The sequence below is a fragment of the Limnospira fusiformis SAG 85.79 genome, from assembly GCF_012516315.1.
Lineage (GTDB): Bacteria > Cyanobacteriota > Cyanobacteriia > Cyanobacteriales > Microcoleaceae > Limnospira > Limnospira fusiformis.
The window spans coordinates 809,320-834,225 of the sequence record NZ_CP051185.1 but is presented as its reverse complement, the minus strand read 5'-3'; the positions used below and the strand labels follow the sequence as shown (position 1 = coordinate 834,225).

The following is a 24,906-nucleotide window of genomic DNA, read 5'->3' as shown; positions in this document are numbered from 1 at the left end:
AAATTATAGCCAAATTATAGCCAAAAGTATTTGTTTAGGGGCTGAAACAACGGAGAGGGTGGGATTTGAACCCACGGAACCTTGCGGCTCACTCGATTTCAAGTCGAGCGCGATCGACCACTCTGCCACCTCTCCAAGGGGATGTGAGCATTGACTATTATAACATAAAGCTGCTGAGATTAGCCATCAGTTTGTCTTGGTATGCGAATAAATGATATAAGAGATAATTATCATATCTTGATGAAATCAGAACCTTGGCTGAATATCTGGACATCCTAGACCAAACGGCGCGATCGCTAAAATCTCGGGGCGATCGCCTTTCTCCTGACCAGGTGGTTAATGCTTTATTGGCGGCGGAAAAGGCGGGTCGCCAAAATCGGAAACCGCACCCCTTCGAGAGTTTGTGTGGGTGTTGGCAATTATATTTCATTACCGGAACCAAAAAAACTCGCGCTAAAGCAGGGGTGATTATGGGGCCGGGTCGTTATCTGCCGGGCTTAGTTAGTGTATTATTAAACTATTCCCCAGTTTCGGGGGTGGAAAGCGGCGATCGCCAAACCTTTGAAGCTGGTAGAATCGAAAACAAAATCCAAGTCGGACTAATGACATTAACTGTTAGCGGTCCGGCTAAGTTTTTGGACAAAAATGATATTCTGGCTTTTGATTTTACCCGTCTAGCCGTGGAAGCCGTGGGGATAAAACTTTATGATAACTATATTCGTGGGGGGAAAACTAGCGAGGAAAGTTTTTATCAACGCCTAGTTAAAGACCAGGCTTTTTTTGCCTATTTCCTAATTCAAGAAAACTTCATCGCCGCCAGAGGTCGAGGGGGAGGGTTGGCGCTATGGGTAAAAGTCTGACGTAGCTGGTCAATATGTGGCTAACTTCGGTATAATTTCAGATTGTTGTGGCTTTTTTTTGATGATGCGCCGATTGATACTTTTTCTAACCGTGGTATTTTGCTGGCTATGGCTAGGGGTAGTATCGCCATATAATTTAGCCTGGGCTGCTACTGACACCGTGGGGGAAACGGTAGCGGAAATCTCTACTTTATCATTGGATGAACTACTAGAGAGGGCTTTTGCGACTAGCCAAGCGGGACGGTTTGCGGAAGCTGAGAATTACTGGACTGAAATTATTAATCGTTACCCGGATAACCCGGCTATGTGGAGTAACCGAGGTAATATCCGAGTTAGCCAAAACCGCCTCACGGAAGCCATAGGGGACTATAACCGGGCTATTGAATTAGCGCCGACGGCTGCGGACCCTTACCTTAACCGGGGAGTGGCTTATGAGGGTTTGGGGCGTTGGTCTGATGCGATCGCTGATTATAATCGGACTTTAGAGTTAAGTCCCTCTGATGCGATCGCCTATAATAATCGAGGTAATGCGGAAGCCGGACAAGAAAACTGGGAAGCGGCGATCGCCGACTATTTCCAGGCGGCGGAATTAGACCCTAACTATGCTTTTGCTAGGGCTAACTACGCCCTGGCTTTGTATCAGACTGGTGAGACTAAAGAAGCTATCCGCAACATCAAAAATCTGATTCGGAAATACCCCAATTTTGCCGATATGCGGGCAGCTTTAACCGCCTGTTTGTGGGATAGTGGTAAAATAGGGGAAGCCGAAAGTAATTGGGTAGCAGCCATTGGATTAGACCCCCGTTATCGAGATATTGATTGGGTAGCTAATATCCGTCGTTGGCCTCCCGCTTTGGTGGCAGCCTTAGACAGATTTTTGAATCTCAAATAGGCGGAAATTGCCGAGGATCACGAACCTAACATCTGTAACTGATACAGACTGGCGTAGAGTCCGCCCTGGTTTAATAATTGGTCATGGGAACCGGACTCTATCAGTCTTCCTCGCTGTAAAACTAAAATGCGATCGACATTTTTAATCGTTGATAAACGGTGGGCAATAATAATGGCAGTTTTGCCGATTAACATCCGATCAAGGGCATCCTGAATTAGGGATTCTGTCATCACATCTAGGTTAGCAGTCGCTTCATCTAAAACTAATATTTGCGGGTTTCTAATGGCTACCCTAGCAAAAGCTAAAAGCTGTTTTTGACCACTGGAAAGATTAGTGCCTCTTTCCCTAAGTTCGGTATCATAACCTTCGGGTAAAGCCTCAATAAACTGAGATACATTCGTCTTTTCCGCCGCCTGTCGAATGGCATCGATTGTATAGGTTTCCCCCAGGGTAATATTACTTTTAACATCTCCGGCGAATAGAAACCCATCTTGTAAGATTACCCCCACATGGCGACGTAATTCGGCTTGAGGTAAATCACGGATATCAATGCCATCGATTAAAATGCGACCGCGACTAGGTTCGTATAAACGACATAATAGCCGAATAATAGAACTTTTGCCAGCACCAGTAGGTCCGACTAGGGCGACTTTTTCGCCAGGATGAATAGTGAAATTAAGGTTTTGGATTACATATTCATCATTTTTATAGGCAAAATAGACGTTTTCAAATTTGATTTCGCCGATCGCCTCATATTTATTAGTTGGTAAAACACTGGCTTTTCCGATTTCGGGGTCGCGGATTTCTATGGGTTGGTTCAGAATGTCATTAATCCTTTCCACAGCAGTTAAACCGGCTTGAATAGCGGTAAATTTATCGGCAAATTGTCGGAGGGGGTCAAATAGACGTTGGGCGAATAGTATAAAGGTGGAAAGTATGCCAAAGCTGAGGGTTTGATTTAATACTTGTTTGCCTCCAAACCAGAGGACGGCGGCGATCGCTATTAGGGCAATCCATTCTAAGGTTGCCGAGACAGCCGAATCATAAAAAATGGTTTTATCAACGGCTTTAATATAACGCTGATTGGTGATGTGAAATAACTCGGCATTGTAACGTTCCCGGCGAAATAGTTGCACGACTCCAATACCAATCAAATTCTCTTGTAGTTGTGCGTTGAGGTCCGAGAGTTCCTCCCGTGCTTTATAATTAGCGGTGCGATATTGTTGTTGAAAATAGATAATTATTGCGGTGACGGGGAACATAGATAAAACCAACATTAAAGCCAACTGCCACTGAAGGCTAAACATGGCGATCGCAATTACTAAAATCGAGAATAAATCGCTAATAATGCCAATAGCACCAGTAGAGAATACATCCCCCAAAGCATCGACATCACTGGTGAGACGAGTAATGAGTTTTCCGACAGGAGTGCGGTCAAAAAATCTGACAGCTAAAGAGGTAACATGGTCAAATAAATCGTTACGAATATCTGCGGTCATTTTTTGTCCAACGGTCTGGACGACATATCCTTGGATAGCCTGAAGAGTGAATCTGAGGGAAATTGTCAATAATAACAGGAAAGCTAAGAGATTTAAGCCTGCTGATAGAGATAATCCCTGTAAAAATTTATAGGTGGGTTCTTGGCGAATTAGTGAAATAGTTTGTCCAATCAAAATAGGTTGGATCGCACTAGAAATAGAGAGAGGAATGAGTAAAATAATAGCGATCGCCAACAGTTTTTTATGGCGTTTGGCATAGTCTCGCAATCGCAAAAATAGCCGCCAGTCCGTTTCTAGGCTTCTTTGTTGTTGAGATGAAAGCATTGTTAATGATAATGGTGGGTCAGCAGAAACTAAGTTAACAAGTGTAAATAATGATTATACCCAAAAATCAGATATATGCACAATGAAGGGCTGAGATTTTAGGGACACAAAAGGCGATCGCTATCTTGTACCTCCACATTAGTCCGCAGATAATCCCCGACCCAATTGCAGGCATATTCCATAGGATCGAGATTTTTAATTCCCTCTAAATCCCATATAATCAGCGTCCGGTCATCCCCACCAGATACCAAAAAATTACCATCAGCCGTAAATGCTAGACTGACTACCATAGCATTATGTCCGGGTAAAGTTTGGAGTAACTCCCCTTCAAGATTCCACAATTTCACCTGATTGTTAACACCAGCAGTGGCGATATTTTGACCGTCTGGACTAAAGGTAACCCTGGTTAATCCACCGCTGTTCGCTCGAATTTTTCTGACCAAACTACCATCTAATCTCCACAGTTTTAAAGTATCATCACGACTAGCAGAAGCAATCAAATTTCCTTCAGGATTAATGTCAACTCCCCAAATAACTCCATCTTGATTTAGGGTGTTCACAAGCCCACCCTCTGTAGTCCATAATTTGACAGTCTTATCTTCACTAGCAGAGATAAGAGTTTGACCATCTGGACTAAAGGTTAGTTGCCAAATCCTTTCACTATGAGCCGGAAAACTATTGATCAGTTCCCCATCAATCGTCCATAATTTAATGGTTTTATCATCCCCAGCGGAAGCAATCATTTGACCATCAGGACTAATAGCAATAGCATAAATAACTGTTTCATGTCCAGTTAATATGGTGAGTAGTTCGGGTGGAGATTTTCTGATATTTCTAATATCCCAAAGTTGAACTTCATTATTAGCACCAAGTGCTAATATATCTGCCTTGGGAGTAAAAGCCACAGCGCGATTTAACTTTCCTGAGTGACTAATTATGCTTAAAAGCTGACCATTTGTTTGTCTTAAATAAGTTTGATCACCAGACACATAAGCAATCAATTGATTATCGGCACTGGTGGCTATATTCCACAGGATATCATCGTGATTATACAGGGGTTGTAATAAATATGCGTTACGTCGCCATAGTTTGACGGTTCCATCATCACTAGCGGAAGCAGCCATCAAACCATTAGCGCTTAATGCCACACCTCTAACCACGGCATTATGTCGTTGTAAGGTTTTGATAAAAGTGCCGTCTGTTTTCCAAATGGTTACTGTATTATTTGTACCACTGGTGGCAATGAATTCACCATTAGCACTACAATCAACCCCAAGAATTACATCTTTTTCCTGCATAGTTCTCACCAAGGTGCCATCTATTGTCCAGATTTTAGCTGTTTTATCTGTGCTGACAGATACCAGTAAATTGGTATCATAACAAAATGCTACACCCCAAACAGCTCCTTGATGTGCTTCTATGGTGTTTAATAATCTGCCATCGATACTCCATAATTTGATTAAACCATCAATGCTGACAGAAGCTACTATTTGACTGGTTTTATCAAAAGCCACATTCCAAACACTGGTTGTATGTCCTGTCAAAGTTTGTAGCAATGTGCCATCTAGTCGCCATAATTTAACAGTGCGATCGCCACTAGCAGAAGCGATAATTTGACCATTAGGACTAAAGTTGATTCCCCAAACTGCCGCATCATGAGCTTGTATATTTTGCCATAATTCACCATCTACATTCCACAGTTTTACCTGACCATCTAAACTAGCAGAAACCACCAAATTACCGTCAGGGCTGAAAGCCACACGATGGACTGTTCCCGAATGTTGTAGGGTATTAATTAAGGTTCCATCTTGCCGCCAAATTTTCACAGTTTTATCATTACTAGCCGTAGCAATTAACTGACCATCACTGCTAATATCTACACTCAAAACCGAGCCTTTATGACCAATTAAACGATTAAATTCATTGCTATTATAAATGGCATTATTTAAAGCAAATGTAACTTGGGATTCAGTGTAGCTATCAACTTTGCCTAAACCCTCTAAACGACGTTTAGCCTTAATAGCATCCACCATAGCATCTAACTGGTTATGGGAGGCTAATAAACCATGAGAAGAAGATGCTAAGGCTCTAATTTCACTAATCCGTACTTGCTGATTTTGTCGCCATACCAAGACACCTAACCCAGAGGAAATGGTCAAAGCTACCGTGGCTATCAGTAACAGTAGCCGCTGCAATTTTGCGACTTTTTTTTCTTGAGCGAGTCGGTGATTGATTTCTTGGACTCTAGCAGCTTCTAAACTGGTTTTGATTTGCTGTTCTTCTAGTTCTTGACTAGCGGCTAAAAATTGATAATCTAAGTCACTTAAACTCCGGGAATGAGCCCAACTTTTAGCATCTATTAACGCTTGTCCGGTTAGTAATCGAGACACATCATTTTTGTCAGATTTAACCCAAGAATATAAAAGCTGAGAATAGGGGCGAATATTGGCTAACTCTTGAGCAGCCCAAGTGGAATCAAATATAGTTTGATAAATGAGGTTTCTTATCTGTAAACTTCCTTGATTTTTAATAACTAATCCCGACAGAATTAACTCGGATTTTTCGCGGGTATTATCAACTTCTACCGGGCTTTTTTCTAGCAATTTTTGATAAATTCCTAGCATTTTAGGGATGATATCTACCCTGTACTTGATTCGGTTTAAGATAGTCATTAAATGCTCTGGCTGGTCTTGTTCTTGCCATTTATAGATGATTTTACTCCCAATTATTTCATCGATAAACTGGCTTTCTTCTCCCGGCTTAATGAACACAGGTGCATTATTGACTATCAAATTAATTTGATTAATTAAATCACAAACTTTTTGCGTTAAAAAAGGCTGCCCATTAGTCCAAAATAAAATGCGTTCAATAACTGCTATTTTGTCGCCACCTGTGATATTTAATCCTTGGGCTAATATCTGTGCTTCTGAGAGGGTAAAACCTGTTAAATCTATGGCTTTACCAACATTAAAAGGTGTCCGAGTCCGGTCTTGAATCAAATCGGAGGGTGTAGCTACTCCAAAAATGGCAAAAGTGAGGCGATTATATTCAGGATTAATGGCCCTTTGATTATACAAAAAACGGATCAACGCCCAAAAATCATCAGAGGGGAAATCCAGGCTTAACATACTATCAATCTCGTCTATAAAAATGACCAGATTTTTGTGGGGTATTTCTGGCAATAAGATATCATCAATAAAATAGCCTAATTTCTGTACTGGGGAAAGGTTATCTTGATTTTGCCACCAGGCTTTAAAAAATTGGAATTTTTCCCATAACTTAAATCCTCTGAGTAATTCAACAATAATACCTTTATACCACTGTGCAGAAGTAATCTGGTCTTGACCTACTAGGGTTAAGTCAATACTAGAACATCGAAATCCGTCTAATTCTAAGCGGTATCTTGTCTGAGCCAATAAGGAGGATTTCCCCATTTGACGAGAGTTAAGAACATAACAAAACTTTCCGGCTTTCAAATGTTGATAAAGTTCTCGGTCTGCTTGTCTTTCTACATAACTCTGAGCATTACGCTCTAAGCTACCACCAACTTGATACATAATCAAAACCTCTTAGTCATTTTTATCTGGGGACTGTCCGCCATTGACAGTCTCGCAGCCAGAGGCGAATGGCGCGGGCGATCGCACTTTGGCTACTATCCCAAGGCTGGGGTAAAATCCTGTAACCAGGATAAGGGTCTGATTTAGATAACATTTTCACCAATTCCCACCCGTTAGGAGTCGAACGCAAGAATAACCAATGATACCGTTGAATCACGAGCATTCTATTATTAATATACAACCTTTCACGGGTAAGAATGAATCCCAAATCAATATCATCACCAGTAGGTAAATCGGTGGGTAAATGCTCAGAAACAGGTATAGTTTCTGGGGGTAAACTGGTGGCTAAAATCACTGATGTAGGGATATCCTGTAAATGGTTGGTAGGTGGCGATCGCGTAATCACACGGTTAGCATAGGCGGGTAAATCCACCACCAACTCAGTCAGTAACTGGTTTAAATCTACCGGACATCGTGGATGGGCGGATATAATTTGTTGGACAGGTAAAATTCTAGGAGTCTGTTGTTGTCCATCAGACACTCTGACTCCCACCATTAGTCCCATAGCCCCCAAACTGGCAGCCAGTTGGCTCAAAACTGACACAACGGTATAATCAACCATTAATAATCTGGTAAGGTGCGGATATCTCCCCTATATTGGGGAAGTCCGTACCTTGGATCGGCTGTAGCAGTTACGCTAGAGGCGTTAAAGTAGTAGATATATCGACTGGATAAGCGATCGCCGGAAGAAATACAATTGATGCTAACCTCGATCAAATTCCAGTCCCAAGCAGACATTAGGATCATTTATGTTGAAAAATTTGTTGGCAATTGTTAAACCGTTTTTTAAACCACTAATAGCGATCGCCCTGGTTATCGCCCTAGGATTTAGCCATGCTGACAGCGCCCTAGCAGCCAGGAGTGGTGGTCGGATTGGCGGTGGTTCATTTCGCGCCCCCAGTCGCACACTAGCCCCCAGTCCCAGACAAGCCCCAGGGGGTGGATATTACGGCGGCGGTGGGTTTGGATTTCCATTTTTACTTCCCTTCTTTGGTTTTGGCGGTTTCGGAGGACTATTTTCTATCCTGATTTTCGTGGCCATTGCCAATTTTATCGTGAGAAGTTTCCGCGCTGTCGGTGAAGGAGTCCAAGAAGCCGAATATAATAATCCCACAGTTTCCGTGGCTGAGGTACAGGTGGGTTTATTAGCTGAGGGTCGCTACCTCCAACAGGACCTCGCGCGTCTCGCCGCCACTGCTGACACCGGAACCCCAGAAGGTCGCGCCCAAGTCCTTCAGGAAGCGACTTTAGCCCTACTACGTCACCCAGAATATTGGGTCTATGGTGCGAGTGAGGCGGATCGGATGCGTTTAAATTCGGCGGAAGCGAAATTTAATCAGTTGGCGATCGCAGAACGTAGTAAGTTTACCGAAGAAACTCTCTCAAACTTCAATAATCAGCGCATTTCTGCTACTGATGACAAAGGGGCGATCGTCAGTCAAGATGCTACCGAAAATCCAGGGGAATATATTATTGTCACCCTAGTTGTGGGAGTTTTGGGTCAGCTTGAATTGCCTAAAATTGAAAGTTCCCAGGATTTGAGACAGGCGATCAGTCGTTTAGGTTCCATTGGTAGTGAACAGCTATTGGCGATCGAAGTTCTTTGGACTCCCCAAGCCAGTGGCGATACCCTTAGCACTGATGATATTTTGGCTTACTATCCTAATCTCAGATTGGTTTAGGCTGTCGTCCGGTGCGTCAAATCATCACGGCTGGTGTGGAGTTGACGCACCTCAACCCCGATATTCAGGGGACTTAATCTTGTGCTTGGTTATTGGTACTTCGCTACAAACACTAATAACTAATAACTGATAACCCAATTGCAGATTATTGGTAAATCGCTGATGAATCTTAGAAAATCCAACTAAAAAAGGATGACCATGACATTCACAAAGCCATCAAGTTTCTTACAGATGAGCCTATTTCCTGAATCAGTATCCACAACTAAGGTAGCTGATTTGATGGCTCCCAAAACATATACTGGTTTGGCTGGTTTTCATAAATATTGGGGCAAGAAACCCATAGAAAGCATCAGTTATCTGATTGAAAACTGTACCCAGGAAGGTGATATCGTCATGGATCCATTTCTCGGTTCCGGTTTAATATCTCGTGAATGCCTGCTGCGAAATCGGCATTTTATTGGCATTGATATCAATCCATTTTCTATCGAGCATACCTCTTTGATGCTCAATCTTCCCGATCGCCAAGAATATTATCAGGCTTTAATCGAAATTGAAACAAAAGTTGCTCAAAATATTCACAATACTTATCGGACAACGGCAGGAAAAATCGCTTCTCATTATCTGTGGGAAGGCGATCGCATTGTATCGGTATGGTGCAAACCAGAAACAGGTCGAGGGCGAATTGAAATTGATCCTTCTGACATAGATTTCCAGTCTTACTCTGCTTACCAACACTACCAACCCAAGAATTTTCGTCATCTCCATTTTTTTACCAATTCTCGGATTAATGTCAAGCCAACTATGTCTGTTAGTGACATCTTTACAGGTCGGGCTATGCGAAATATTGACCTGCTGATTGAAGCAATTTCCGGTTATCCGTCATCCTTGAAACGCGCACTAATGCTGACTTTAACTTCTGCCGCCGGTCAGATGTCTAATATGGTCTTTGCGATTAAGAATCGGCGGAATAGCAAAAGAAACAGCCATGGCGAAAAAATCGAGGTAGGTAGTTGGGTTATTGGGTTTTGGTTGCCCGATACCCATTTTGAAATTAACGTCTGGAATTGCTTCCAAAACCGCGCTAATAAACTGCTTAAATCTCTCCCTGAGCAAGAAAAAAACCTATTTATTGTGTCTAATAATCTAACGTCTCTTAATACTTTAGATTTTCATCTAAACTCATGGCTAATCAATGCAGACGCTAGAATAGCACTGAAAGAAATTCCATCAGAGGTTGTCTCTTTCATTTGCACCGATCCGCCTCATAGCGATCGCATTCCTTATCTGGAATTAAGTGAGTTATGGAATTCATTATTGGGTTACACCGTTGATTTTGAGAGAGAAATTGTGGTGTCGAATGCTAAAGAGCGACAAAAATCAAAGACGATTTATAACGCTGATATGACAGAGTTTTTTGTCAAAGCATCTAGGGTTCTCAAGCCTTCTGGTTATATGGCATTATATTTTAATGCTCGCGATCGGCAAAGCTGGGAATACCTAAAATGTATTGAAAATACATCTGAGTGCTTGAAATTTATCGGCTGCTTCCCGATGATATACTCCGCCACCTCGGTTGTCCAAGATAATCGTCAAGGGGCGATGAAAAGTGACTATATTATCATTTACCAGAAGCAAGAAGCTAATGGTGATTATCCCTTGTGCAGTGCTTTTACCAACTTGCCGAACTGGTCAGCGCAATTGCCCCGAAAAGAAGTAGAGTAATTTTTAATGCAAGATTTTCACTCTTGGCAGACTTTATATGAAAGGGAAAATTGGGAGGAATTTAACTCGGATGAGGCAGCGCTTCTTTGGCTTAAACTCAAGTCAATTATGAGAAAGCCCCTGATTGATGAATTTGTGGCAGAAAACCAGATTTCCTTAAATCAAACTTCTTTAAATCAAAAATTTATAGAATTGTACGCTTTGCTAGTCAAAGAACCATCCAAATCACATATCATGTTAAATGCCTACATGAAAAAAAAGAACAAGATTGCTTTGCACAGCCTAGATACAACCAAGCTGGTTTCAGAGCTATACAAACTAAAGTCCTTTGAGTGGGGTGGAGATTACCAAAATTCTTTGGATAAATATTTGGTCAGTCGTTATGTAAAAGTTCTGCAATCTTATGAAATACTGGTTTCCAAATTTGCCACCGAGATCAGTGTCGCCGTGCAAGGATATGTTCTGAATAGTTGGTACAATCATTGGTCGAGTATCCTCATTGAACACATTTTTAAATCCCACCCAGAAGTTTTACCCACAGTGGGTCAAATCAAACATCTTGATTTCTTTATTAGAAATACTCCCTTTGATTTAAAAGTAACGTATCTGCCAGCAGAGTATATAAAAGCTCAAAGAAAAGACCTTGGGCTCCCTGTAGAACTGACTTATCTCAAGCAAAAAGCCAAAGAGTTAAAGATTGAGTTTGATAAAAAGGGCAAACCAAGTGACATTTACTATGAAATTTTTGAAAAAATGAATGACAAGAATACTCAAGAATCTAAGCAAGTAATTGATACTCTAAAAGCTCAAACAATGAACATTCTCCTACACGCACAAGAGCATCCTAAGCACCTAGCGAGATGGTTATATGAAAATCAGGGTGAGATGCGCTTTGGCTCTGAAAATAGGCTATTTCTTGTGCTGGTAGATACCAATGATTTCAGTGGAAGTTGGAAATTGAAGCGTAACCTGGATTTGCTGCAACCTGTGATTAATAGCTACCTGGATAACTTTGCCGATAAAAATCTTTCTGATCTGAAAATTTCTTTCAAATATAAAGGCAAGCCACAGACATTTACGGCTCTCACTGACGTAATTTTTGTGGTCAAGTAGCCTGGCAAAAATCTGATAAGAAGTTGTCGCGAAATTATCGCTAAACCATATTGTTTATGGTTGATTAGTTATTAATTACGGGTTATTTACAATAAGAATAACCATAACCCATAACCAAAAATAACCCATTTAATCTGTGAATAGCGTAAGCTATCCTATTTAATCCTGTGGCTGGTTCGATCGCCAATTATGTTTGACGATTTGCCTTTCTCTGGCGATCGCTAAGGAGTCGTCTGGCACGTCATTAGTAATCACAGACCCTGCTGCTACTGTCACATCATTTCCGAGGGTTACAGGGGCAACTATGACGCTGTTAGAGCCGGTTTTAGTGCGATCGCCTATAGTGGTGTGATGTTTCTTAAATCCATCATAATTAGCCGTAATAGTTCCCGCGCCAATATTAACTTTTTCCCCTAGGGTCGCATCCCCAATATAGGATAAATGGGCAATATTAGTTTTTGGTCCGACTTCCGCATTTTTCAACTCCACAAAGTTGCCAATTCTGCACCCCTCAGCTATGTTAGCATGACCTCGTAAATGGGTATATGGACCGATACGGGTATTAGAGGCGATCGTGCTATCAGAAATCACCGAATATAAAACCGTCACATTTTCCCCGATTTCGCTATTCTCAATTAAACTTCCCGGTCCGATACGACTTCCCGACCTAATCAGAGTTTTTCCTCGCAGGTGAGTTTGTGGTTCAATAATGACATCTGGTTCCAATTGCACCGTATCATCAATAGTAATACTATCAGGGTCTATCAAAGTTACACCCGCATCCATCCATTCTTCCTTAATCCATTCTTGAAATACCTCATGGGCGGCGGCTAAATGGCGACGATTATTGATACCCATAATTTCCCGGAAATCTTCCACATCAACCGCCATTACCGGGTCTAGGTCATGAACCGTATCAGTTAAATAATATTCCTGTTGGTCGTTGTCTGCTTTTAAATGGGGCAGAATTTTAGCTAAAGCCTGCCAATTAAAACAATAAACTCCGGCATTTATGCGATGATTTTGCTTTTGCGCTTCCGTACAATCACGATGTTCGACAATTTCTTTAACCAGGTTTTTACTATCACAAAAAACTCGACCGTATCCGGTGGGATTCGGCAAATTCGCCGTTAAAATAGTAGCAGCATTTCCCTGTTGTTTATGAATCGTCATCAACTGTTGCAGGGTGTGGGGTCTCAGTAGTGGCACATCCCCGTTAAGAACCAGTAAATCCCCAGTAAAATCCTGTAAATAGGGTAAAACCTGTTGGATAGCGTGACCAGTACCTAACTGTTGTTTCTGTTCGACAAATTCTAAGCCTGCGTCCGCATATTTCGCCATCAGAGAAGTCTGGACTTGATCGCCGCCATAACCGACAATCACCAACTTTCGTAAGGGTTGTAAGTCTCGGGCGCTTTCTAAAACCCATTCGACAAGCGATCGCCCTCCCAATTGATGTAAGACCTTGGGAAGGTCAGATTTCATGCGGGTTCCTCGTCCTGCTGCTAGAATTGCTACTGCTACCATCGGTTTTAATACTTATAGGGTCTTTAAATTTGCCCCGGACTCAAAATTACTGGTTGTCTATAGTAGCTGAAATCCAGCGTTTTTTCCAGTGGCTACTAGGTTCTAGGGGTGAGGTGGCTTGTTCCGTTTGGCGGCGGTCTATAATTGACTGGTGGCGATCGCCCAAATTCGGGTCACGATAGGGGATAGCCGCGCGGGTGTTAAGCTGTTCCAGTTCCTTTTCGCTTAGAGGTGGTAAACCTACCCCGTCCCAACTGGCGATCGTTCCTGGGGCGCGGCGACCAAAGGGGGTACTAGAAGCGATCGCTAATCCTGCCATCATTAAAGCAGTTCGCACCGCCGCCGCACAGGAATAAGTGGCTAAACGTCCGTCAGGTTTTAGACATTGAGCCACCATAGCCAAAAATTCCACCGTCCACAGTCCCGGACAGGTGGGGGGAGAAAAGGGGTCAAGACAAATAGCATCAGCCTGAAAACCGGAATCATAGACCTGTTTTAACATCTGTCTAGCATCACCAATTAGCAGTGTGGCTTGGAGGTTATGGGATGTTACCTGTAATTGAGTCCCCAGAGTCTTGAGATATTCGGGAATAGGAAGCGGATAATCATTTAATAAACCTTGGGCGATCGCCCTTTGGGGGACTCCCTGATCTAATTCTAATCCGATGATTTCAACTTGACAATGAGGGTTAACTTCCCAAATAGCAGCTAAAGCCGCTGCTGTGTTATATCCCAAACCATAGCAAATATCCAAGATTGTCAGACTGGGTGCTGTAGCTTTAGCCGCTAAATTCAGGGGTTCGACAAATTTACTTTTTGCCTCTCCCTTCGCGCCAAAACGACTATGGAAAGCCTCCCCAAATTCTGGGGAAAAAAATGTAAAAGAACCATCCTCGGTAGGCTGTAGGGGTAAATCCTGCGGTGCCGACATCATGTTTAACCGTTGGGTATCTCTGGTAATCATATCTTGAATCTGGGGGGATTTATAGCAAATTTACAGCCGGGGAAGCCGGTAATCAGATTAGTGCAACTTTTCCCACTATTTAGAAGTAGACTGAGGCAAAATTGGCGATAGGTCAAAATCGGGGACGGCGTAAGTATCTGGACCGCCATAACTACCGACAAAAATAACTAACGCTGTCAGTAACAAAAACAAAAACCCAACCGATCCCAACCCTTGAGACTCATAATCGTAGTCGTATCGATAACGAGGGTCAGAGTTAAGATCCACGTGAATATGGATATTTTTTCCTTCGATTTCGGTGCGATCGTAGCGAATTCTATCACGGTTTGAACGTCTCATGGTAACTTCTCCCTGGTGGTCAACTGTTAGTCTATTGCAGCCACCAGGACAGCCATTCAGGATAAAACCAAAATAGCAGAAGTTAGGATCGAGTTAAATTCAACTAGCCGACATATCCAATTTGACCAACGAACCTGATTCATTGGTACGATAAACCAATTCATTTGCGCCGTCCGTTACTTTCACCTTCCACCCAGGGACAATCGCTAAAGTACAAAAAGCACCATCTTCCGGTAATCCCAGGCAACCATCAGGCCATAATGCTGGTTGAGCCTCCATGATTCTCAATTCAGAATCTGGTAACATGAACTGTTGGGATGCTGCCGCCAAAACACCTTGGACAACTTCGAGACCAATAACAGTTAACATACCTCCCTCATCCAGTCCAATCAAATCAGCATCAGAACCGGGAACCACTACTTCTTCTAAAAAGATAACTGCTTCGGGAAAGTCTGGCGGTTGTAAAAAGGTGATGAAGTCTATACCTGTTTCCAGGTTAAATTCTACCCCCAAATCCAATCCATCAGGTTCGTTAAAGTTGCCAGTTTGCAAAATGGTAGTGGTGGTAGTGTCAAAGTTGAAATTCAATTCACTGGTGGGAGGAAGCGGAAAATCGTAGTCAAAACTTTGTATGGGGTTCCCATCAGGGTCAAAGAAGGTTATTTGTAGATCACTGAGTTGATCACGGGTAACTATGGTTCCCTCAAAACGCCTATCATAACTAAATTCTCCGATGGCGGTATAGCCGAAAATTCCTTGCCAGAATAAGGGATAGGTAATCAAGTCCTCGCTGAGAGGGGACGAAGCAAATACAAAGTTATCTGCTGTTAACTCAGCCGCTGTTTTTCCTAATACTATGGTCAGGGGTACGCCATCTAAACTAATGACTATATCAGGGTTAACTTCAGTGAGTGTCAGCCGTTCAAAACTGAGAGTAGGATCATCTAAACCAATGACATCAACTCCGGGTTCAAAATCAGTAATTACACTGGGATTAATGGGGAAATTGCCGTTATTTAAAATCCAAAACTGGTCAGAACCTGGGCCACCTGTAAGAGTGTCGCCATCAATTCCAGCAAATAATTGATCATCCCCCAAGTCTCCAAATAGTTGGCTACGAATGCCACCAATTAATACATCGTCTCCTTGACCGCCAAATAATTGGTTATTGCTGCCAGTTGATGCGTCTAGGATATCAGAACCTAACCCACCATACAGAATATCATTATTGCCTGCTAATAAGACATCATTTCCGTCTAATCCGTAGATCTGATTATTGCCACCGCCAACACTGCCATCAATTGTATCATTAGCTACAGTGCCAAATTGGATGGTATTATTTAAGCCTTCCAGACTGATATTCAGACCTGGCTGTGATGACATCAAGGCTTCCAGTCCTAATTCTGATGGAGTCATGATAATTCTTGGATAATTCAACAGTTGTCGCCGTCAGGCTATCATGGACTTCCTGAAATCGTCAAAGTTCTGATAATTATATAGTTAAGTATTCCGGCTATCAGTCACCAAAAATCCCCCACCAAAAGGCGGAGGATTAAGCGGTTTAGGTAATAGGGTTGATATTAGGCGTCGCTTTCAATATGGATGAACAGCAAACCCATCAAAACTGCAGGCATCAACCAGCAAACAACAGGAATCAAAATCCAAGGCAGGAAGGAAGCAGCGTAATCACCAGTCATGCTATAGGTCTCCTAATTTCAAAAGTTCAGGTTAATTTTTTACAAAAAAACCGACAGACTGATATTTGTGTGAAAATTCAGTCAGAATCGTGCTGATTAATTATTGACAAAACCTCTAAAGATTGCGTCAACAACAGCAAAGTTTTCTAACAAGAAAAATGCCAAAAATGCACTTCCCATACCGCCGATGAAAAATCCACCAGCGAATTGGCTCCAACCGGCGGCGCTTTGCAGGGAATCACCTTCTTCGGATTTATCCCCTTGGAAAGTTACCAAACCGTAAGCGGCTAAACAGGCTGTGGCAATCAGTAACATAGCCAAGCCACAAATCAGGCCATTGAGGTTGGCGAACTCAGTGCCGCGTTGGGTTCCAAATTTAACCCAGGGACCACCGATAAAGTAACCGTGAGCCATACCGATTTCTAAGCCTCGCAGAAGAGGAGACAGACCGGGACGGTAGGCGGGAAGGTTGCCGATAAAGGTGCGGGTGAAGGCGGAATCACTAATGGGGGTGGATAGATGACCTACAAAGGGATCGCCGTTGTAGGCTTGAATCAACCCTTGATCCGTTGCTTGAGGCATACTGATTTTTCTCCTGTTCGCTTAAAATCTTGAGTTCAGGTGTTAAGCTCATATTTTAAGCAGCCCTGTGCAAACTATCGACAAAAATTGGAGTTAGCGTTAAAAAAGTTCACATATAATCCTAAAAGTTCATAAATTTTTACGTTTTCTGGCCCGATACCACTGGGAGAGGGTGGGGCTGGGAATACGGAGAAGGTAACCGATAATGACGATTTGGTTAATTAGGGTGGTTTGCAGGATACCTAGTTTTTCCCAGCGCCTGGCTGAGGTGATGACTGGGACTGGGGCGATCGCAATTTTGCCCCGTTTCTGTAGTTGCCGCACCAGTGCAAAGTCTTCCATAATTGGTAAATCGGGAAAACCGCCAATATCCCTAAAGGTTTGGGTTTTCATAAATAAGGCTTGGTCGCCGTAGGGGAGTTGACAATAATGCGATCGCATTTTTACCCCGAATTCCACCCAACGCAGTGGTAACATGGGGGCGGCGATTTCCAGTTCAAAGGCTCCCGCGATAATCTCAGGTTGACGGAGAATTTGCTCTATCCAATGGTTAAAAGCGTCGGGAAGCTGGGTGTCACCGTGCAAGAAGAGGATAGTATCTCCGGTGGCGCGCGCGGCTCCTGCGTTCATTTGTCGGGCTTTCCCGGCTGCTGTGGTGATGACTTGGACGCTGAAAGATTGGGCGATGGTAACGGTTTCATCTTGACTGCCACCATCAACTACAATTACTTCAATGCCTTTGATACCCTGCAATTGCTTGAGGGTATGGGGGAGGGTTTGCGCTTCATTGAGGACGGGGATAACAATTGAGATGTGGGGAATGTTGGCAATATGGCGATCGCTATGGGGTTGGGTCAATCTAGGGGTTCCTGGCTTGAAAATGGTCATCTGTTTCCAATTACTGGTAGCATTATATATCAACTGCGAAACAGACGGGTATACTGGATTTCGTGAGCCATGCTTGCTAATCCTAATCCCCAACTACAGCTAACTAAATCATCATCGTTTAACATCAGTATTTGCTGGCTAATTTCGGTGAGAGTTGGGGAAAGTTGCCAGAGCAGTTTTTGTCCGATGGTTTGACCTAATGGAATGAGTTTGACTCCGGCACCGATGATATGGGTAGCCCAACTATGCAGATATCCCAGTAGGGCTGTTTGGGGGTCTATCTGGCTATGGGCGGCGGTAATTCCAAAGGCGATCGCATAATTACAAGGCTGATCAATGGCTGATTTTATGTATTGAAAATAATCATGATCGCCATTATTTGCCTGGTAGATTTCCCCCATTAGTGCCAAAAGAGAGTTACCCATCTGCCAGCTTTGCAGACGCAATTCTGATGTTTCTTTACTGGCACTTAACCAACTATTCCAATGACATATACTGGCTAAATCTTGATTGATAAAACTCTGAAAAGCTCTCATCATTAGGGCGGCTTCCAGACGAATCGCGCCATAATTGAGGTCTTGAATTAACCAGTGATTCAGGTTTTCGGCGTTGGCGATAGATCCAGTTTCGACCAGAGTTTCTAATCCATCAGAATAGCTATAAGCACCTAAAGGCAACGCCGGACTAGATAGTTGTAATAATGGTAAAATCAAAGCCTGTCTCTTCCCTCCCTTCTCTTATCCAATTAATGATCATGCCCATGGTAGGCTCCCCTGTCGGGGTAAAATGGGGCGATTTCCTGGGTGACATGGCATCCTAACTTAATCAGTAAATCTGCTAAAACTCCATCAGGTTCCAGGCGCAAATACTGGCTGGTAATTTCTAGGGGAACATGACGATTGCCCAAATGATAGGCGGCGCGAATGAGATCTAAATTAGTCTGGGCTGTAACTGTGATGACGGGTTCTGGTTGAGCGACAATAGCTACAACTTTATCCCCGGTTTCGGAAATTAGGCGATCGCCCTCGGAGATATTCACACCACGATCCAAACATAAAGTCATGCGATCGGCGCCGGGGATATCAATATGTTGTCTAGTCTTAGTGCGTTGTTCCGCTGTTAGGGCGATCGTCCAGTCCGGTATGCGATCGAGATCCGGTGCTAATTTTTGAGTAAAAACCAACATGATGGTCACCACCAAGTAATTTCGGACTAGGGGACGCTTATCCGCCTTTTGAATCAGGGGGATAAGCCTTCCCAACTTTGCTAAAGCAAACCGATAAAGTGCAAAGGTCCCTGACCAGTAATCAATTCGACAATCACAGCGACAATTCCAATCATAGCCAAGCGACCATTCCAGACTTCCGCTGCTGTAGTCATACCCCATTCCCAACGTTCCTGGGGATACATTTTGACCCGTTTGCTGGGGCGCACCACTTCCGAGAAATGAACACTAGGACTTTCTAAAGCCTCAACCACCATATCAGCCAAATCATTAATAAAAACCGGATGAGTGTTCAAAGCCGGAACCCGGTAAAAATTCTTAATCCCGGACTCTTCGGCTAATTCCCGATACTCCATATCAATTTCTTGGAGAGTTTCGATATGTTCGGATACAAAACTAATCGGTACAACCAATAAATCCTCGACCCCTTGCTGTGCTAATTCAGGGATAGCCTCTTCGGTGTAAGGTTTTAGCCATTCCACCGGACCAACGCGGCTTTGATAGGCCAGGGTGTGGGGGTTAGGGCGGTTAAGAGTTTTCATAATCAACTCAGTACACCTTTCAATCTCAGCCTGATAGGGGTCTCCGGCTTCCTCAACATATTTAAGGGGGACTCCGTGGGCGCTGAAGAAAATATGGACTTGATCAGGGTTAGGACAGTGATCAAGTTCCTGGGCGATTAGTTGCGCCATAGCTTGTAAATATCCCGATCGCTGATACCAGGAGGGAACCACGGTATAATCAATTTTTTGTAGTTCCGGGTCATCTTCCCAAATCCTCTCAAGCAGCCTAAAACTAGAACCACTGGTGCTAATGGAAAATTGCGGATATAGGGGGAGAATCACTAATTCGTCAATGCGATCGCGCTTAATTTTAGCCAATGCTTCCTCGGTAAAGGGATGCCAGTAGCGCATTCCCACATATACCTGAGCATTATTACCTTTTTCCCCAAGTTTTTCTTCCAGGGCGACCGCCTGTTCTTCGGTAATCCTTCGCAGTGGAGACCCACCCCCAATTTCTTTATAATTTTCCTGGGATTTTGTGTGGCGCATGGTGGCAATCATCCAGGCTAGAGGTTTTTGCAGCCAAGTAAATGGCAGCCGGATAATTTCTGGATCGGAAAATAGATTGTACAGAAAGGGGCGGACATCCTCTAATTGTTCAGGTCCGCCTAGATTCAATAGTAAGACTCCAACTCTTCCCATGGCGCTTAACAGGTTCCCAGACTCTAATTATTGTTACCCATTTTAACAAAATAATATATCAATAGGATCAAAGTCTATAGCAGAAGTTAAGGATTTTTGATTGATGGCAACATTTCTGAGACCGTTAAGCTATCGCTATCAGTGGCTGTATGATGGGATTTCCGCCGTGGCTGCTTTGGCTGTAGGTGGTGAAAGTCGGTTTCGCCGCCTCGCCCTAGAGGGTTTGTCTATCACCCCAGAAACGCGGGTGTTAGATTTGTGTTGTGGCAGCGGACAGGCTACCCAGATTATCGCACAATACTCGCAACAAGTCACGGGTTTGGACGCATCAAGGCGATCGCTTTCTAGGGCCAGGGCTAATGTCCCCACTGCTGAGTATGTGGAAGCCTTTGCCGAAAATATGCCTTTTGAGGACTGTAGTTTTGATTTAGTCCATACTAGCGCCGCCCTCCATGAGATGGCCCCCGACCAGTTACAACAAATTTTAAGGGAGGTTTACCGGGTACTCAAGCCAGGGGGTATATTTACTCTGGTGGATTTCCATAAACCGACTAATCCCATATTTTGGCCGGGTGTGGCGATGTTTCTATGGTTGTTTGAAACGGAAACCGCTTGGGAGTTAATTGATACCGACTTAAAAGGCTTACTGACTTCTATGGGGTTTCAAGTGGATCTTTCCTCACCCATGGCGGACCGGACTGCTTTTCGTCTCTATGCTGGGGGGAGTTTACAAGTTATTCAGGCCCAAAAGCCTAGTTGACTGACAGAAGTTTAAGTTTTTGGAGCAAGTTTTAACAAATATGTGGAAATATTAAGGATTGCTACATTTTGAGGCAGTTGCGAAAATTTTGTGATAAAAACTTGGACTTAAAGATAGTAAAATTTGTCAATTCTGCTGAAGTTTAAACCTTAGATTAGGAGAAGTCCATTGATTTACTCAACTTTAATTGCAGCGGCTCCTAGCACTTTACCCTGGAGTCCCAATGTTGCCATTGTGATGATTGTTTGTAATGTTTTGGCGATCGCTATTGGTAAATTCACCATTAAACAACAAAACGTAGGCGCACCCACCCCCATTGCTGGTATGAGTGCTGGTGCTGTAGTTGGAAGTGCTTGCTTAGGTCATATCCTGGGTGCTGGTGTAATTCTGGGACTGGCTAACGTCGGTGGACTTTAAAAGTTAGATTTGGCACTGATTGTCAAGGGTTTTTATACCTTCTTTCCTCAGTCTAAATTAGACCAGGAAAGGAGGTTTTATTTATGGGAGATTAATTATGATAATCTCCCCCAGAACCATAGCACCAAGCATCAACCCAGCGATGAATATAATACTGTTGTTGAGCAGATAATTTTTGAGTGAGAGGGTTCAGAGACTTTCCGAGAGGGTACAGTAGACTATAGCTGGCTAAATTCAAATAGTGAATAGTCCAATCAACTAAATTTCCTAACCCCACCTGGGGAATCACTTTTAAGACAATAGCAGGGTGTAGAATTCCGGTAGTAAATAAAGTTTTAGCTAAGGCGGGAAATTGAATAACATCTTGTAAAAAAGGTTTAAGCACTGGTTCCCCCAAACGTTCCATATCCTGAAATACGGCGGCGAGAAGTTGATTAATACTATGACTATTAATGGTTTTATCCATCGGGACACTCATAGATTTTTGAAATAACCAAGTCACCGACAAACTGGGTTGATAGGGTTGTAACAAAGCCAGAGATTTACTATCCAAAATATTAGCTTTCAATGCTTCATCAATACCGTTAGTTAAGCGATTCAGATGGCGTACCATTGCGCCAAAACCACCAAAACTTAAAGGGGACTGGCTACCGCTACTATCACCAATGGGGATAATAGAATTCCAGGGAGTTGCTAGGGGACTCTGGCGATAACAGGGGAAAAAACCAAATAAGGCTCGTTTAAAATTTAACTGGGATAATTCCACATTTTGATATTGAGGAAGTAGGGTTAAATAATCCTCAAAAAAGTCTGTTAAACTGGGTCTAGCTGGGTGTGCATCAATATAACTAAACATATAGGTAGTGCGTCCGTCTCGGGCTGGGAAAGCCTCCCAAAAATACTGACATTGATTTTGCACAGGAGTAAAAGAAGCGAATATATCTCCGGTTTCATTGCTAGGATATCCGGTGGCGCAAGTCCCGACCACTAAACAAACAGCATCAGGAGTTTTTCCCTGTCTGGCTTGTTTGATAATGGGGGAAAAGTGACCCATTGCATCTAGTAATAGTCGGCTGGTTAAAGTTTGATTGACTCCGGTTTCTACGGTGACTCCATTGGGGTGAATGGTGGCGGCTTGGTAGGGGGTATTTTCTAAGAGTTGACCGCCAGCTTCTAAAAACCGGGTTTTGATGGTTTCTAGCAAATAAACTGGGTCAACACCAATATTAAGAACATCTCTAACCCAGATATCGGGAATGTCAGGAAAGCTAATTCTAGCGGGGTTATATTCAGTGGCGATCGCTTTTTCTAATTCTTCTGGAGAGAGTAAATTTAATTGCTCAAATACCTGAAGTTCATGGCGGGAAATATTCCATTCTTGTTCTCGTCCCCTCAATTGTCCGCGTTCACAGACGGCGACGCGCCATCCTTTTTTGGCTAAGGTCGCACCGATAATAATTCCTAATGTTCCCCCACAAACTATGACATCATAATCAATTTGGTTAAGGGGTTGATCGGTTTCTGTGACGGTTTCTGGTATGGGTAGGCTATGGTTTTTGATAGCTTCCCAAAGGCGATCGGCGTTTTGTAGTCCGGTGAGAGGGTTTCCCGGAATTTGCGACAGAATTTGTTGAGTCAGAGACATGGCGTTTACAAGTTATCTTCAAGTTTGATAATACACTGGGAATAATTATTCATATTCTAACTCTATTCTGCGATAATTTCTTCCATAGTTCTGAAAAAGCGATCGCCATAACTAGAAGCAGCACGAACTTTGTTAATGTCTATGATTTCTCAAAGCTGGCAACCATGAGCAATTTTCTGATATTTGCCTTTTTGGGTATGACGAGTTGCTTCATTGAGAATAGTTGGTAATCTGTCCTTGGCTATGATTTCCACATTAGAATTTTCAGGGATTAAGTTTTTTCTAAATCCGTTTCCGTAGAACTTAATTAAGGCATCAATATCAGCAATAAACCAAGCCTCCATTGCTTGTACCATAAGATGACAGTAGCGATCGCTAACTTGGGCATCATTCCAGTGATCTCGATTTCTTAAATGTTGCCATGGGTTGTTATTGGTGACAGGTGCTTCTGAGTCAACTAATAAAATATTGCAACAATTCGGATGATCTACTAAAGCCTTGGTAAAACATTCATAGGCATTATTCCGCGAGCCACAGATAATTATATTCCATTTGATCCGGCGAACACGAACCTTTTTTACCAAGTCTCTAAAGCACTGATTAAAACTACTTCTAAGTCGAGCTTTAGTATTTTTACTATCTCCCCCACCTTCAATATAAATGCGAATTTCCTTTACCATCGATTTCCCCCAATTTCACCCATTCTCCATAAGTCTCCCAGAGTGTAGTTTTCCAGCCATTTTTTGAGTTTATCGGCTTCCAATCGACGAATAAAACTTCCACTTTCATGGCGATCGCATACTAATACTGACTCCGGCGGAAGTGCTGATATTAAAGCATCAGAATGGGTTGTAACAATCAGTTGAGTTCTTTCTGAGGCGGATATTAGCATTTCAGCAATCATTGGGAGTATATCAGGATGTAAACCTATTTCGGGTTCTTCTATACATAAAATCGGTCCTGGTGTCGGATCAAGTAGTAAAGCCATTAAAAATAAATAACGCAGTGTACCATCAGAAAGACGAGTAGCTGGGATCGGCTGAATTAAATCTTTTTCGCGAATAAATATCTGGACTGTACCACCATAAATTTTGATGATCAGTTCCTCGGCTTCTTCGTAAAATTTTTGTAAATTCTCGATAATTTCCCGACTTCCCAATTGATATTGTAAGTTATTTAACACCAATCCCAGGTTACTAATATCTTCTAATATTGGGTGGGAAGGTAAATCAGTTTGTTGAGCCAATCTGGGTTCAGAATATCTGCCAATTTGCCAGTTACGATATAGATTAATCTGTGCAAATTGAGCAGCCAGATAACTTAACTGAGGATACATATCTGGATCTTTTCTTTGGGATAAAACTGATTGTTCGGGACTCAGAGTTTCTCGACGTAAGGCTCTTTTTTTGTATCCATCAACTTCGGTAGCCTCATTGATAACTGGACGACCCCCTTGATAACGATAAAAAAAATATGGTTCATTTTCTCCTGGATAAGGCTGTTCATTTTCGATTGCTTCATCAATGATTTCTAACCTCTGACCAGTTTCGGTAAAACTGATTCTGTAGCGCAGATTCATTGAACCTTCTAGGGGTGCAATAGTTGCGTCAATTTCGGCTATAGGAATTTTTTGGGTTCCTTTCCACAGGAAATCACTAATTCCTCCTCCTTGACGAATGGGAGTAGTTAAATCTGTAGGAGTGGCTTTTAAAATCCCCAAGGCTTCGATTAAATTAGATTTACCGGAAGCGTTACGACCGATTAATACATTTAAAGGCTCTAATTTAAGCGGTTCTGTATCACTCCCGTAGGAGAGCAAGTTTCGCAACTTTAGACTATGAATAAACTGGGACACCATTAAATTTTTAAATAGGTAAATAGGTCTAATCTAATATAACACAAATCCCGGCTCATGGTCAATTTTGACAGAGAGATTACTGTAGCCATA

At 42.7% G+C, this 24,906-nt stretch carries 24 protein-coding genes and 1 tRNA gene; 7 read left to right on the top strand and 18 right to left on the bottom strand.

Annotated features, from left to right (window positions below; all coding sequences use genetic code 11):
- Window positions 1-50 precede the first annotated feature (50 nt).
- Window positions 51-135: transfer RNA gene (locus HFV01_RS04125), tRNA-Ser, on the bottom strand.
- A 119-nt stretch (window positions 136-254) separates the two neighbouring features.
- Here HFV01_RS04125 and HFV01_RS04120 point away from each other — a divergent pair.
- Together HFV01_RS04120 and HFV01_RS04115 are read left to right on the top strand one after the other, a co-directional pair.
- On the top strand, window positions 255-860 hold the full coding sequence (locus HFV01_RS04120) for a hypothetical protein (protein WP_006623836.1): 606 nt from the start codon (window positions 255-257) through the stop codon (window positions 858-860).
- 61 nt (window positions 861-921) lie between these two features.
- A complete protein-coding gene (locus HFV01_RS04115) occupies window positions 922-1,752 on the top strand; it encodes a tetratricopeptide repeat protein (protein WP_006669825.1) in 831 nt (276 codons plus the stop codon).
- Between the two features lie 17 nt (window positions 1,753-1,769).
- Here HFV01_RS04115 and HFV01_RS04110 read toward each other — a convergent pair whose 3' ends face one another.
- The 4 genes from HFV01_RS04110 to HFV01_RS04095 all read right to left on the bottom strand — a co-directional run bounded on the left by HFV01_RS04110 (window position 1,770) and on the right by HFV01_RS04095 (window position 7,939).
- Entirely contained in the window at window positions 1,770-3,575 is a 1,806-nt protein-coding gene (locus HFV01_RS04110; protein ID WP_006623833.1) for an ABC transporter ATP-binding protein, read from the bottom strand.
- Window positions 3,576-3,673: 98 nt separating this feature from the next.
- Entirely contained in the window at window positions 3,674-7,132 is a 3,459-nt protein-coding gene (locus tag HFV01_RS04105; RefSeq protein ID WP_193520856.1) for a WD40 domain-containing protein, read from the bottom strand.
- Between the two features lie 22 nt (window positions 7,133-7,154).
- The gene (locus tag HFV01_RS04100) at window positions 7,155-7,754 is read right to left on the bottom strand and encodes a hypothetical protein (RefSeq protein ID WP_006623831.1); all 600 of its coding nucleotides are present in this window, start codon (window positions 7,752-7,754) and stop codon (window positions 7,155-7,157) included.
- A complete protein-coding gene (locus tag HFV01_RS04095) occupies window positions 7,754-7,939 on the bottom strand; it encodes a hypothetical protein (protein ID WP_008053128.1) in 186 nt (61 codons plus the stop codon). Before HFV01_RS04095 ends, HFV01_RS04100 begins: the two co-directional genes overlap by 1 nt.
- 2 nt (window positions 7,940-7,941) lie before the next feature.
- On the opposite strand from HFV01_RS04095, the gene HFV01_RS04090 reads away from it, so the two are divergent.
- The 3 genes from HFV01_RS04090 to HFV01_RS04080 all read left to right on the top strand — a co-directional run bounded on the left by HFV01_RS04090 (window position 7,942) and on the right by HFV01_RS04080 (window position 11,709).
- Window positions 7,942-8,874 carry a DUF1517 domain-containing protein gene (locus tag HFV01_RS04090; RefSeq protein WP_046320663.1) on the top strand — a complete coding sequence of 311 codons (933 nt, stop codon included), beginning with the start codon at window positions 7,942-7,944 and terminating at the stop codon, window positions 8,872-8,874.
- 198 nt (window positions 8,875-9,072) lie between these two features.
- Window positions 9,073-10,596, top strand: coding sequence for a DNA methyltransferase (locus tag HFV01_RS04085; RefSeq protein ID WP_108614729.1), 1,524 nt, complete (start codon window positions 9,073-9,075; stop codon window positions 10,594-10,596).
- Window positions 10,597-10,602: 6 nt separating this feature from the next.
- On the top strand, window positions 10,603-11,709 hold the full coding sequence (locus HFV01_RS04080; RefSeq protein WP_193520855.1) for a hypothetical protein: 1,107 nt from the start codon (window positions 10,603-10,605) through the stop codon (window positions 11,707-11,709).
- Window positions 11,710-11,868: 159 nt separating this feature from the next.
- Here the strand turns inward: HFV01_RS04080 and glmU are convergent, their stop codons facing one another.
- The 10 genes from glmU to hemH all read right to left on the bottom strand — a co-directional run bounded on the left by glmU (window position 11,869) and on the right by hemH (window position 20,136).
- Window positions 11,869-13,236 (bottom strand): bifunctional UDP-N-acetylglucosamine diphosphorylase/glucosamine-1-phosphate N-acetyltransferase GlmU, encoded by a 1,368-nt coding sequence (glmU, locus tag HFV01_RS04075; RefSeq protein ID WP_046320659.1) that lies wholly within the window; start codon window positions 13,234-13,236, stop codon window positions 11,869-11,871.
- A 46-nt stretch (window positions 13,237-13,282) separates the two neighbouring features.
- The gene (locus HFV01_RS04070) at window positions 13,283-14,200 is read right to left on the bottom strand and encodes a tRNA (5-methylaminomethyl-2-thiouridine)(34)-methyltransferase MnmD (protein ID WP_006623825.1); all 918 of its coding nucleotides are present in this window, start codon (window positions 14,198-14,200) and stop codon (window positions 13,283-13,285) included.
- A 75-nt stretch (window positions 14,201-14,275) separates the two neighbouring features.
- Complete coding sequence (locus HFV01_RS04065) at window positions 14,276-14,539, bottom strand: hypothetical protein (protein WP_193520854.1); 264 nt, start codon at window positions 14,537-14,539, stop codon at window positions 14,276-14,278.
- A gap of 99 nt (window positions 14,540-14,638) precedes the next feature.
- A complete protein-coding gene (locus HFV01_RS04060) occupies window positions 14,639-15,955 on the bottom strand; it encodes a DUF8738 domain-containing protein (RefSeq protein ID WP_193520853.1) in 1,317 nt (438 codons plus the stop codon).
- 164 nt (window positions 15,956-16,119) lie between these two features.
- The gene (locus tag HFV01_RS04055; RefSeq protein WP_006618478.1) at window positions 16,120-16,236 is read right to left on the bottom strand and encodes a photosystem I reaction center subunit VIII; all 117 of its coding nucleotides are present in this window, start codon (window positions 16,234-16,236) and stop codon (window positions 16,120-16,122) included.
- Window positions 16,237-16,332: 96 nt separating this feature from the next.
- Window positions 16,333-16,818: a photosystem I reaction center protein subunit XI gene (locus HFV01_RS04050; protein WP_006623822.1), complete on the bottom strand. Its 486-nt coding sequence runs from the start codon at window positions 16,816-16,818 to the stop codon at window positions 16,333-16,335.
- 129 nt (window positions 16,819-16,947) lie between these two features.
- Window positions 16,948-17,706: a TIGR04283 family arsenosugar biosynthesis glycosyltransferase gene (locus HFV01_RS04045; RefSeq protein ID WP_006623821.1), complete on the bottom strand. Its 759-nt coding sequence runs from the start codon at window positions 17,704-17,706 to the stop codon at window positions 16,948-16,950.
- Between the two features lie 29 nt (window positions 17,707-17,735).
- A complete protein-coding gene (locus tag HFV01_RS04040; RefSeq protein WP_006623820.1) occupies window positions 17,736-18,419 on the bottom strand; it encodes an urease accessory protein UreF in 684 nt (227 codons plus the stop codon).
- A gap of 32 nt (window positions 18,420-18,451) precedes the next feature.
- On the bottom strand, window positions 18,452-18,892 hold the full coding sequence (gene ureE / locus HFV01_RS04035) for an urease accessory protein UreE (RefSeq protein WP_006668452.1): 441 nt from the start codon (window positions 18,890-18,892) through the stop codon (window positions 18,452-18,454).
- Window positions 18,893-18,972: 80 nt separating this feature from the next.
- Entirely contained in the window at window positions 18,973-20,136 is a 1,164-nt protein-coding gene (gene hemH, locus HFV01_RS04030; protein WP_006668453.1) for a ferrochelatase, read from the bottom strand.
- 103 nt (window positions 20,137-20,239) lie between these two features.
- Here hemH and HFV01_RS04025 point away from each other — a divergent pair, with 103 nt between their 5' ends.
- A complete protein-coding gene (locus HFV01_RS04025) occupies window positions 20,240-20,896 on the top strand; it encodes a class I SAM-dependent methyltransferase (protein WP_006623817.1) in 657 nt (218 codons plus the stop codon).
- A 168-nt stretch (window positions 20,897-21,064) separates the two neighbouring features.
- Complete coding sequence (gene psaK, locus HFV01_RS04020; protein ID WP_006623816.1) at window positions 21,065-21,313, top strand: photosystem I reaction center subunit PsaK; 249 nt, start codon at window positions 21,065-21,067, stop codon at window positions 21,311-21,313.
- 91 nt (window positions 21,314-21,404) lie between these two features.
- Here the strand turns inward: psaK and HFV01_RS04015 are convergent, their stop codons facing one another.
- The 3 genes from HFV01_RS04015 to HFV01_RS04005 all read right to left on the bottom strand — a co-directional run bounded on the left by HFV01_RS04015 (window position 21,405) and on the right by HFV01_RS04005 (window position 24,786).
- Entirely contained in the window at window positions 21,405-22,958 is a 1,554-nt protein-coding gene (locus tag HFV01_RS04015; protein WP_193520852.1) for an FAD-dependent oxidoreductase, read from the bottom strand.
- Between the two features lie 149 nt (window positions 22,959-23,107).
- On the bottom strand, window positions 23,108-23,638 hold the full coding sequence (locus tag HFV01_RS04010) for a DUF4276 family protein (protein ID WP_006623814.1): 531 nt from the start codon (window positions 23,636-23,638) through the stop codon (window positions 23,108-23,110).
- The gene (locus HFV01_RS04005) at window positions 23,632-24,786 is read right to left on the bottom strand and encodes an AAA family ATPase (protein ID WP_231296330.1); all 1,155 of its coding nucleotides are present in this window, start codon (window positions 24,784-24,786) and stop codon (window positions 23,632-23,634) included. The genes HFV01_RS04010 and HFV01_RS04005 overlap by 7 nt, the downstream gene beginning before the upstream one ends.
- Window positions 24,787-24,906 lie beyond the last annotated feature (120 nt).